This window comes from Acinetobacter junii (assembly GCF_018336855.1).
Lineage (GTDB): Bacteria > Pseudomonadota > Gammaproteobacteria > Pseudomonadales > Moraxellaceae > Acinetobacter > Acinetobacter junii.
In genome coordinates, this window is record NZ_CP059558.1 from 3312110 (window position 1) to 3324235 (window position 12126).

Annotated in this window: 10 protein-coding genes; 6 read left to right on the forward strand and 4 right to left on the reverse strand. The window is 37.7% G+C overall.

Annotated features, from left to right (window positions below; translation table 11 throughout):
• The first annotated feature begins 719 nt into the window (after window positions 1–719).
• From H2677_RS15345 to H2677_RS15365, 5 genes are all read left to right on the forward strand, one after another.
• Window positions 720–1820 (forward strand): polysaccharide biosynthesis/export family protein, encoded by a 1101-nt coding sequence (locus tag H2677_RS15345; RefSeq protein ID WP_212638871.1) that lies wholly within the window; start codon window positions 720–722, stop codon window positions 1818–1820.
• Window positions 1821–1825: 5 nt separating this feature from the next.
• Window positions 1826–2254 (forward strand): low molecular weight protein-tyrosine-phosphatase, encoded by a 429-nt coding sequence (locus H2677_RS15350; RefSeq protein ID WP_125299894.1) that lies wholly within the window; start codon window positions 1826–1828, stop codon window positions 2252–2254.
• A gap of 18 nt (window positions 2255–2272) precedes the next feature.
• Window positions 2273–4453, forward strand: a complete 2181-nt coding sequence (locus H2677_RS15355) for a polysaccharide biosynthesis tyrosine autokinase (RefSeq protein WP_212638872.1) — start codon at window positions 2273–2275, stop codon at window positions 4451–4453.
• A gap of 172 nt (window positions 4454–4625) precedes the next feature.
• Window positions 4626–5333, forward strand: a complete 708-nt coding sequence (locus H2677_RS15360; protein ID WP_199956103.1) for an FKBP-type peptidyl-prolyl cis-trans isomerase — start codon at window positions 4626–4628, stop codon at window positions 5331–5333.
• Window positions 5334–5377: 44 nt separating this feature from the next.
• On the forward strand, window positions 5378–6061 hold the full coding sequence (locus tag H2677_RS15365) for an FKBP-type peptidyl-prolyl cis-trans isomerase (protein ID WP_112987031.1): 684 nt from the start codon (window positions 5378–5380) through the stop codon (window positions 6059–6061).
• Window positions 6062–6093: 32 nt separating this feature from the next.
• On the opposite strand, the gene murJ is transcribed toward H2677_RS15365, so the two are convergent.
• Both murJ and ampD read right to left on the reverse strand, forming a co-directional pair.
• Window positions 6094–7644, reverse strand: a complete 1551-nt coding sequence (murJ, locus tag H2677_RS15370) for a murein biosynthesis integral membrane protein MurJ (protein WP_171065614.1) — start codon at window positions 7642–7644, stop codon at window positions 6094–6096.
• A gap of 82 nt (window positions 7645–7726) precedes the next feature.
• Window positions 7727–8299 (reverse strand): 1,6-anhydro-N-acetylmuramyl-L-alanine amidase AmpD, encoded by a 573-nt coding sequence (gene ampD, locus H2677_RS15375; protein WP_004956877.1) that lies wholly within the window; start codon window positions 8297–8299, stop codon window positions 7727–7729.
• A 144-nt stretch (window positions 8300–8443) separates the two neighbouring features.
• On the opposite strand from ampD, the gene nadC reads away from it, so the two are divergent.
• On the forward strand, window positions 8444–9289 hold the full coding sequence (nadC, locus tag H2677_RS15380; protein WP_212638873.1) for a carboxylating nicotinate-nucleotide diphosphorylase: 846 nt from the start codon (window positions 8444–8446) through the stop codon (window positions 9287–9289).
• Here nadC and H2677_RS15385 read toward each other — a convergent pair.
• Window positions 9286–9453 carry an ABZJ_00068 family colistin stress protein gene (locus H2677_RS15385; protein WP_167543093.1) on the reverse strand — a complete coding sequence of 56 codons (168 nt, stop codon included), beginning with the start codon at window positions 9451–9453 and terminating at the stop codon, window positions 9286–9288. The genes nadC and H2677_RS15385 overlap by 4 nt on opposite strands.
• A 488-nt stretch (window positions 9454–9941) precedes the next feature.
• Window positions 9942–12122, reverse strand: coding sequence for a phosphocholine-specific phospholipase C (locus tag H2677_RS15390; protein WP_212638874.1), 2181 nt, complete (start codon window positions 12120–12122; stop codon window positions 9942–9944).
• Window positions 12123–12126: the final 4 nt, after the last annotated feature.

Below are 12126 nucleotides of genomic sequence, written 5' to 3' on the forward strand. Positions count from 1 at the left end.
CAACCTTTTCCCTATCTTGATTTTTTGCTAATGGCTACTCTTCTATCGTAAAGAAAGATAATAGAGTAATCACTAAGATATAATTTAGCGGGAGAATATAACAAATTTTCTATTACTGCTACACTACCGTTTATAGTTACTTAACAATAAAAAACATGTGTAGTTAAAACAAAGCCATTTTTTACATAGACTTATAAATATCAAACGATTTAACCCAAATTCTACTTATATTAATGCTTCACTATCTAGAATGATTAACTAATTTAAAAAAAAGCTGATAAGCACGCTAAGATTGGGCATATGTTTGTGAATTAACATGCGACACCAACATTTTGTAATCGCTGGATTTATGTCAGTTATCGCAAACCAAATAAAACTTCTATTTTATCTCGTAATTTTAAGTGATATTTACATTCTTTTTATAATTAAGCTAATTTTAAAATATTTAATTAAATCAACATTTTGAAATTTTAATTCAAACTTCAATCAAAAATAAGTAGTTGACAAAAAAAGACTAGAATCATTTATTGAATTATCACATCAAACTAGGTATCTATTCCTGTCTTTGATTCTAGTTGTTTAGAAAATTAAACAGCTACACATATATCTTGTATGCTATTCTTGAAGCATTAGGTTAGAATAGTATTTTAAGCGTCTAAAAATTGATTGTCTTTAGTGCGGTTAATTGATGAATTAGATATAAATATTAAGGGTTAAGTGTGAAGCATTATCAACTTTTTTCCATTATAGCAATTACCATAAGCGCTACGAGTTGTGCTGTTACTTCGGGCTTGCAAACGTATGACATTCCCAATGAAGGTGTTTACACAACAGATCTTGGTACTAAAGTCAATGTAATAAAAATCACCCAAGGTAATTTGCCTACCATCCAACCCTCACAAATTAACTATCAACATGATTATGTAAAGCTTTTTAATAAAGGAAAACAAACCTATCGTCTCAGTGCTGGTGACATATTATCTATATACCTTTGGTCTTATCCTGAGATTACGCCAGCATCAATGAATGCAAGTAATGATCAAGCCGCTAGAGCAAATGGTTATACAATTGATTTAAATGGATATATTCAACTTCCATTAGTTGGTCAATATAAAGCCGCTGGTAAATCTTTAAGTCAATTAAATACCGAGTTAAGAAAACAATTCTCTCAATATCTTAAAAACCCAGATGTAATTGTTCGTGTTCTTTCTTACCAAGGACAGCGATACTCTGTTCAAGGCAGTGTGGCAAAAGGTGGTCAGTTTTTTTTAAATGATCAACCAACCAGTATTTATACAGCTTTAGGGTTGGCTGGTGGGATAAATGAAAAAGGCGCAAACACCTATATTCAACTTGTTCGCAATGCTAAAGTTTATGATCTAAATACAATTGAGTTAGAAAAAGCAGGTTATTCATTACATCATTTACTAATTCAACCAAATGATACAATCTATGTCAGCACAAAAGAAAACCAAAAAATTTATGTGATGGGTGAGTCAGGTAAAAACCAAGCCTTACAAATGCGTGATCAGCAAATGACCCTTGGCGATGCATTAGGTGAAAGCTTAGGACTTAACCCACTATCAGCTAGTGCAAGTCGTATATATGTTTTAAGAACTAATGCTAATGATCGATCAACGGAACTCTATCATTTGAATCTAATAAGCTTAGGTGACTTTGGACTCGCAAATCAGTTTAAGTTAAGAAGTAACGATATTGTTTATGTGGATGCAACTGGTTTAACTCGTTGGCAGCGTATAGTCAATCAGATTATCCCCTTTTCTAATGCACTCTATAGTTTTGATCGTTTAGGACAATAACCCAAATGAACATTCAAAATATTCTAGTAGTATGCGTGGGTAATATATGTCGAAGTCCGATGGCTGAATACTTATTGAAGCAACAGCATCCTAATTTGAATATAGAGTCAGCAGGGATTTCTGGACTTATTGGCTATCCAGCTGATGATAAAGCACAGTTATGTATGTTGAAACTCAATATTGACATGAGCACCCATATTGCAAAAAAACTAAATGCCGAATTGATCAAGAAAGCTGACTTAATTTTAGTAATGAGCAATAAACAGCAGCTACACCTTGAACAGACTTGGCCATTTTGTAAAGGTAAGGTCTTTAGATTAGGGCATTGGCAAAATAAAAACGTATCTGATCCATATCAACATGATCAAAAGTTTTTTGATGATACATGCAGACTTATCCAACAGTGTGTTACTGATTGGAAGAAATATATTTAACTTTTTAGATTTAAGATTATGAGTCAAAATACGAACACTGAAGACACTATTGACCTCAAAGAGCTTTTTTTTACTTTAATAGCTCAATGGAAACTTATTGCTCTCTGCATCATTTTTAGTCTGGTATGTGCTTTATTATACCTTCGTGTAACACCAAGTACTTATGCTGTAGATGCTTTGGTTCAGGTCGAGGATAGTAAAGGAGCGTCCGCAGCTCTGTTGGGTAATCTCTCTCAAATGGTTGATCAGAAATCTCCTGCTCAATCTGAAATTGAAATCTTAAAATCACGACTAGTCTTAGGCTCTGTGATTCAGGCATTACATCTAGATCTAAAAATCTCAAGTGAAGAAGATACGCTTAGCCAGCGTTTAATTCATAAGAAAAATTACGAAACAGAACATACACCTAAAGCCGTCACTTTCCACGATGGCCAAAAAGCTTTTGATGTACATCAATTCAAAGTTCCTAACTATTATCTTGATAAAACCTTGGGTTTAAGTTTTAAAAATAATTATTTTAGCCTTACCAATGCAGCGACTAAAGAAATCCTATTAACAGCACCGCTGAATCAGTTAAATCAAGTAACCATGCGCTCAGGTAATTGGGAAGTTGCCATATTTTCTACAGATAAATTAGATGCACATTATTTCATACGCAAGCAATCACTGCCTGCTGCTGTTCAAGCTCTAAATTCAAACTATTCAGTTGCAGAAAAAGGTAAGGCCACAGGAATTTTAGGGCTAAGTTATCAAGGTCAAAATAAAGAACATATTACGAAAGTTCTCAATTCAATTTTATCTGTCTATAGTGCACAAAATATTGCTAGACGAACTGCTGAAAGTGCACAAACATTAAAATTCTTAGATGAACAACTTCCAGAGCTCAAGACGCAACTCGATGATGCAGAACGTGAATTCAACAAATTCCGTCAGCAATATAATACGGTTGATGTAACTAAAGAGTCTGAACTCTACCTGACCCAAAGTATTACATTAGAAACTAAGAAAATTGAGTTACAACAACAACAAGCAGATCTAGCAGCCAAATATACTACAGAGCATCCCGCGATGCGTGAAATTAATGCTCAGATTACCGCGTTAGATAAACAAATCACCGAGTTAAACAGTACATTAAAACAATTACCGGATTTACAACGACAATATCTCCAATTGTATAGAGAGGTGGAGGTCAAAACCCAACTTTATACAGCTCTTCTTAATTCCTACCAACAACTGCGTATTGCAAAAGCTGGAGAAATTGGTAATGTTCGTATTGTTGATACTGCTGTAGAGCCAGTAGAACCTATTAAACCAAAGAAATTACAAATTCTCATTCTAGCGATATTCTTGGGCGGATTTACGGGAATATTGCTGGCATTAACTCGTAATATGTTCCGCACGGGTGTTAAAGACTCAACACAAATTGAAAGAGAGTTCGATCTACCAGTGTATGCAACAGTACCAAGATCTCCTGTACAAGAAACTCGTATGAGCATCTTGAAAAAGAAAAAGTCAATTCCTATCTTGGCTGTGAAACATAGCGATGATATTGCAATTGAAAGTTTACGGAGCATTCGTACCGCTATTCATTTTGCATTATCGAATGCAAAAAATAATATTATTATGGTTGCTGGTCCTGCCCCTGAGGTTGGTAAGTCTTTTATTTCAACAAACTTAGCAACGATTTTTGCTCAAGGTGATAAAAAAGTACTTCTGATCGATGCTGATATGCGTCGTGGTTATATGCACAAATACTTTGATGTTGAGGTCAAACCAGGTTTATCTGAGTTTCTCAGCAATCAAGTAGAATTGAGTCAAGTTATTCACAATACGCAAGTGAATGGTTTAGATGTGATCACACGTGGTAAAAGTCCAACCAATCCTTCCGAAATGTTGAGTTCACAAAGATTCAAAACCTTATTGGAAGAATTAAGTACTCAATATGACCATATTATTATTGATACACCGCCTGTATTGGCCGTAACAGACGGTATCATTATTTCTCAATACGCTGGCGTAAACTTGTTGATTGCACGTTACTCAAAATCACAGATGAAAGAGCTTGAACTCAGCTTAAATCGCTTTGAACAAGCTGGTGTGAAAGTCAACGGTTTCATCTTGAATGATATCCAACGTATAGCAGGTACTGGCTATAGTTATAACTATGCATATGCTTATAAAGCTCAAAAAGAAGATTAAGCTCTCTTTTCAAGCCTTATTAAAAGCCAAATCATTTGATTTGGCTTTTTTTTTAAACATAAATCTTATAAAAAAACCTACGCATTTTACAGCTGAGTTATTCATTGCTTAAGCTTAGACATGCTAAGATCATTGACATATTTTTATTTAGAATCTCACTTTTGGACATCTCATGAGTAAAGCTTTACCTCTCATTGCTGCAGTTGTGTTAGGCGGTGCGGCCCTAGTACCTGTTTATTATGCGACACAAAATCCAACCACTGAGTTTGGTGCAAAAGCAGATAAAAATGCAGCACCTGTTGCTAAGATCAGCTATGCTCTCGGTTATGAAGTTGCAAAACAAACTCCACCAGAGCTTGAAACGAATGCATTTATTACAGGTTTCCGTGATGCACACTCTCAGAAGCCTGCAGCATACTCTGAGGAGGAATTACAAGCAGCATATGTAGAATTCCAAAAAGAGATGCAACAAAAGCAACAAGACGAAACCAAAAAAGTTGAGGCAAGCAACTCAAGTTTCTTAGCTGAAAATGCTAAAAAAGAAGGTGTTAAAACAACAGCATCTGGCTTGCAATACAAAATCACCAAAGAAGGAACTGGCAAACAACCTGTTGCAACTTCTGTCGTTAAAGTTCATTACAAAGGTCAATTAACTGACGGTAAAGTATTTGACAGCTCATACGATCGTGGTGAACCAATCGAGTTTCCATTAAATCAAGTCATTCCTGGCTGGACTGAAGGTCTACAACTCATGAAAGAAGGCGGTAAGGCAACGCTTTATATCCCTGCTAACTTAGGCTACGGTGAACAAGGCGTGCCAGGCTCTATCCCGCCAAATAGTACTTTGATTTTTGATGTCGAATTAATCGCTGTAAAATAATGATATAGGGAGAGCTTGTGCTCTCCTTTATTTTGGAAGAAAGAATGAAAAAACTTACACTTACTCTCATAACATTGATGATTGGAACGGTTCAAGCAGCTCCTATCACCCTAAAAAGTCCACAAAAAGATCAACTGGGTTATAGCTACGGGTATTTAATGGGGAAAGGAAATACAGAAACACTTAAAGACTTAAATATCGAAACCTTTGTGCTAGGGCTTGAAGATGCAATTAAGGGAAAACCAGCAACTCTCAGTGATGAGCAAATGGCGACAGTTCTCAACCAATATAAAAAGCGACTTGAAGCCAAACAATTAGTTGAATTTCAAGAGCAGGCAGAAAAAAATGCTCAAGAAGGAAAAAAATTTCTAGCAGAGAATGCTAAAAAGTCAGATATCATCACAACAAAATCAGGTTTACAGTATCAAATTCTTCAACAAGGTACTGGTAAATCGCCAAAGTTAACATCGACAGTAAAAGTTAATTACGAAGGTCGATTAATTGATGGAACTGTGTTTGATAGTTCGATTGCTCGTAACCACCCTGTTGAATTTAAACTGAATCAAGTCATTTCTGGCTGGACTGAGGGTGTCCAAACGATGAAAGAAGGTGGCAAAAGTCGTTTCTTTGTTCCATCTAACTTAGCATATGGTGACGTGGGTGCTGGAGATGCAATTGGACCAAATAGCACACTTATTTTTGATATTGAATTACTCGAAGTGAAATAGTAATAAACCCTCCTTGTTGGAGGGTTTCTTTTTTAATGTTTTAAATGTCTTGGGCGAAAACCCGTGATTAGTAAACCAATGACATAAGCAGCGACACCCAATATACACAAGCCAACAACTTCTGCGATTCGCAACCACTGAGCGATATCACCTTGATACCATGTTAAAGCATATGCAAGAGCAGCAATCATGGTTATGTTGGCAACTAAAAATTGAAAACCGAGCTTTTTCCAATGCGCCCCAAAACGATAGATATTTCGTTTGTGTAAATAAAAATAAAGCATCCCAGCATTGACTAAAGCAGAGCCCGACGAAGCGAGTGCTAAAGCCATATGCTCAGCATGCCAATCAATTAATTTAAAGAATCCAATAAATACAACGTTTAAAATCGCATTTGCAGCAACTGCCATGAGACCAACACGAACTGGTGTTTTGGTATCCTGCTGTGCATAAAAACCCGGTGCAAACACTTTAATCAACATAAATGAAATTACACCCGCACTCATACATTGCAATGCAAGTGCCGTCATATGTGTATCTTCTAAAGTAAATTCACCACGTTGGAATAAGGCTTGAATAATCGGCGTCGATAACATGAATAATGCAATACTTGCGGGAATACCGACCAACATAATGATCTTAGCAGCCCAATCAATCATGCTTTTAAATTTAGCTTGATCTTGCTCAGCGTGACGCGCAGATAGGGAAGGTAAAATAACTGTGCCGATCGCAACCCCAATGAGACCTAATGGCAGTTCAGTCATTCGTTCAGCACTGTATAACCACGACACTGAACCATCTTGCATGAACGATGCCCAAATCGTATTTAACAGTAAATTAATTTGTGTCACTGAAACACCGAATAATGCTGGCAACATTAGTTTTAAGATACGATCAACACCCTCATGCTTAAAATCAACTTTAGGTGGAATAAGTAAGTTCTTTTTCCAAAGCTCAGGGATTTGTATCGCTAACTGTAAAACACCTGCAACCACGACAGCCCACCCCAATGCCATAATGGGTTCTGCCATAAAAGGTGTTAACCACCATGCCCCTGCAATCATCGCAATGTTCAAAAGCACAGGTGAAAATGCTGGCGATGCAAATGAACCATAGCTATTTAAGATACTGCTCGCAAAAGCCGTCAACGACATGAACATTAAATAAGGAATCGTGAGGCGGAACATATCCACCGCTAAATCAAATTTCTCTGGATCGTTATGAAATCCTGGTGCATACAAATAAATAATCGCTGGTGCGGCAACCATCGCTACAAAAGTTAGCAATGACATAGCCGTCAGCAAACAACCAAACACTCGGCTAATCAGAATTTGTACTTCTGCATGTGTTTTACTAGTTTTATATTCGGTTAAAACAGGAATGAAAGCTTGAGAAAAAGCCCCTTCCGCAAATAAGCGTCGAAAAAAGTTTGGAATACGAAAGGCAACAACGAAAGTATCGAAATCTTTACCCGCACCAAATACATTTAATAGCACGATATCACGCACTAATCCCAAAACTCGAGATAACATCGTCATTGCACTGACAATAATAGTCGATCGCCACAATGCCATCGCATTCACCTACGGCTTATCTTTAAAAAGCGTTATTGTAATGAAACTCAAAATAGATTTCGTTGTGAAATCATAAATTGGCGGATATTTTTTAAGTTAATTTGGCTTGTGATAGTGCTTTTCGGAATCTTTGCCAATCAAAATAAGGACCTGGATCTGTTTTCCGCATCGGTGCAATATCAGAATGCCCCGCGATATGATTCTGAATTTTTGGATAGCTTTTATCTAGCATCAATACAACATCAACCAATGCTTGATACTGTGCGTCCTCGAAAGGAAGATCATCGCTGCCTTCCAACTCAATGCCGATCGAATAATCATTACATTCTTTGTGTGCTAGATAACTCGAACGTCCCGCATGCCACGAACGATCATTGAAATTTACAAATTGAATCACTTCTCCAGTGCGCAAAATCAATAGATGTGCGGATACCTGCATGCCTTCAATGGTCTGAAAATAAGGATGAGTATTCCAATCTAACTTATTTTGAAAGAATTGCTGGATATAACCACCACCAAATTGAGAAGGTGGCAAACTGATGTTATGAATAACAATCAGTTGAATGTCAGCATCCATTGGACGTGCATTAAAATTTGGTGATGGAAGTTGCGTCGCACCTTCTAATACACCATTTCGAATTTGCGCAAATCTAGAACGTTGCATGGTTTATCAAATCGGCAATTTAATCTTTATCTTTGCCATTTTGACATGCTTTATGCGCAATAATCGAGATGAAATGCTTATTTTTTATGTTGAGGGTGCTAATATAACGCACTAGTTTTTTGGTCAACCTATACTGGAAATAGTATGAGCATTCCTCAATCTTTGCTTGAACAATCGATTCAAATTAACATTCAACAAGCATTACAGGAAGATATTGGGGACGGTGATATCACCGCAATGCTCACACCAGAAAATGAGCAAGCTACAGCAACGATTATCACTCGTGAAGACATGGTATTAGCTGGTCAACCTTGGGTTAACGCCTTAATCAAAGCTTATGATAAAAATGTTCAAATCACGTGGTTAAAGCAAGAAGGTGAACTTGTTCAAGCCAATGAAGCTTTTCTAAAATTGGCAGGTTCAGCCCGTAGCTTACTGACTGTTGAGCGCCCTGCTTTGAATTTTGTGCAAACCCTTTCGGCTGTGGCGACCAAAACGGCAAATTACGTCAAACAATTGGATGGTTTAAACACTAAACTTTTGGATACACGCAAAACCTTACCTGGCTTACGCATCGCTCAAAAATATGCAGTGGCAATCGGTGGTGGTCAAAATCACCGTCTAGGTTTATTTGACGCTTTCTTAATTAAAGAAAATCACATTATGGCAGCAGGTGGTATTGCCCAAGCCATTACCAAAGCACATCAAATCGCACCAGGTAAACCAGTAGAAGTAGAAGTAGAGACTTGGGACGAACTGAATCAAGCACTCGAAGCTGGAGCTGATATCGTGATGTTAGATAATTTCAGCCAGCAACAAATGATTGATGCAGTGAAGCATGTTGCAGGACGTTGTAAGTTAGAAGCTTCAGGCAATATTACTATTGAGAACTTACGCGAAGTTGCCACAACTGGCGTAGATTACATTTCAATGGGTGTACTGACTAAGGATGTGAGAGCTATAGATTTATCTATGCGTTTTAATGCTTAAGCATCATCCACATCTTTTGTTTCCTTCTGAGTCGAAGTGTCATTAGATACTTCGACTTTTTCATTCCAAGCTGACTTCGCTTGTGTCGAATCAGTAGAGCGTGGATCAACAGCCATCAAAACAAAAGTCACTGCTGTTAAAAAAACGAGAAATACTTGAACCATTATTCCCCCTCCTTGTTATTTTCAATTTATTCCAGCGTACCAAACTAAGATGAGCTGAATGAGCGGGTAATGTTACCGTTTGAAAATTTATAATGCGTCTATGTAGAGATAGATATTCATTGATCATGTTTATTTTTATGTCGCTTAGAGATACATTGACCCATAAACTATTTTAAACCATAAAAAATGGAATCTATTTTCGAAGCCTTCTTTACTTTGATTTTTCAAATCATCCGCTTTTTTTTGCATATCATTTTTGAAGTGATTATCGAAGGCTTGATTCGTGGCACTGGATATTGTGTTGTATCTGCTTATCGATTGAGACGTCATGTTGATATTGAGAGCACTGAGGTTTTTATTGTTGGCTTTATTACATGGGGCGTGGTTATTTCTTTATGTATTTATTGGTTTTTCCTTCGTTGAGTTCTAATAAAGAAAGCAGTCTAAAAGAAAAAAATAGACTGCTTATGAGTTCATAAAGCGATCAACTATGATCCAACAAAGCCCATATAAGGATCAGAAATCGAATCTTGATTGGTCTCAATACGACCTGCAAAACGACGACTATAACTTGGGTCATTTGCTATCGTCACAGTAAAATCATACCAACCTCCAAATTCAGACATATCCCAACTCAGTTCACTCTCAGTTGTCGTTGTTTCAATTGACCACGTCTGGTTTGGCAAATAAGCATTGGCTTTGACCTGCATTTTTACCGACAACTTACCCTCATGCCTGAGTTTTACAAAAACTTTAGGCTCACACTCCTCTACGCACACGCGTATTTCTGGAAGTGAGCTCTGTTGTTCATTTCTGGTTAAATCCCCTTTAAAAGCGCGATGAAAACCATTAGGACCCAAGACCCATAAATCATATCGGCTATCTTTGGTTTGCCATACATCTTCTAATTGCTTACCTGCCTCAACCATATAACGGCGAGGAATCGCATCTAAATTGAATTGATCATAAACATGAAAAACTGCTGCATGACTGCCTGTGTTTGTAAACATCAGCTTGATCGTGCTATTGGAGATATCTACTTTGGCACTGGTATGAAGAATATATGGCAACGCACGAGATGGACGTATACCAATTTCTTGAATTGGATATGCCTGATTGAGTGGACGACTCACTTGTGGCATGCCTTCCTGAGCTTTACGAATTGCATCTGCCTCAGCTTTAGTCAATTTTCCCATTAGATTTGGTAAAGGTAAAAGATTAGGCGTTTTAAAATCAAAAGCAGAAGTTAAATCACCACATACCGCTCGACGATATGGACTGATATTCGGTTCTTGCACATCAAAACACTGCTCTAGGAATCGAATCACAGAGGAGTGATCAAATACTTGTGAATTCACCCATCCGCCACGACTCCAAGGTGAAATGATATACATCGGCACACGGATACCAGGTCCATAGACACCAATCCCATTACTTACTTTGGGATCAGTAAAATTTGGTTGGCCTGCTGATGCCTTCGCATGCGTGGCATATTCATAAGACATTTGTGCTTGAGTTAATGTTGATTTCCCACAGACTTCACCAGAAACATCCATCGAAGGAGCACTTGGAGATGGGATATGATCAAAGTAACCATCATTTTCATCAAAGTTAATAATGAATACAGTCTGGCTCCAAAGCTCAGGTTGTTCTGTTAAAGCATTCAAGACTTCCTGAATATACCATGCGCCTTGAACTGGACTTGAAGGTCCAGGATGCTCACTATAAGTCGCAGGTGCAACCAACCAACTGACCTGAGGCAACTGACCTTTCGCAATATCTTCTTTGAATGTTCCTAAGAAACCACCATCAGGCATTGTATTCGCAATCCCTTTGTACAACGGTTGGGTAACATCAATCGCAGGATCATATGCGGGACATTCGGTATCATGATTTACAGGTTTTCCAGAAAGCTCATTCGCAAGACGATATTGTTTAAAGCCCGCTAAAGGATTATCGGTAAAGTTATCAGGCATATTTTGATAGACTTTCCAACTCACTCCCGCTTGTTGTAAACGCTCAGGATATGTAGTCCAGTTATAGCCTTCTGATGAAGGTCCTATCGCATCCATATCGTTGACGACACTCGCAACGTTTGCAGCAGTTGGACCATTGGTTCCCGTCCAAATAAACATACGGTTCGAGTTTGTACCTGTATGCATCGCACAATGATAAGCATCGCAAATAGTAAATGCATTCGCCAAAGCAAACTGAAATTCGAGTTCTTGTTGTTTGTAATAACCCATCGATTGTGGTTGCTTATACTGTACCCAGTTGCCCATACGACCGTGATCCCAAGCATATTGACCATCCGTCCATGAATGTGGTGTACCACTCACACGCTGAGCATTTCCTCGTGTACTGTCTAAATGGTATGGATACACCTTATTCTTATTAGAATCATACTGCTCCCAAACTTTACGCCCCTGACTTAAAGGAATGGTGAAACGGTCTCCGAACCCTCTTACACCTTTGAGCGTACCAAAATAATTATCAAAAGAACGGTTTTCTTGAGTCAGAATCACCACATGTTTGACGTCTTTGATCGTACCTGTCTCAACCTTAGCATCGATAGCAAGAGCTTTTTGAATACTCATCGGAAAACTAGCGAGCGCTGCTGTACCAAAAAGTGTTTTTGTTGAATTTAATAAAAAGTCACGACGATTCATTATT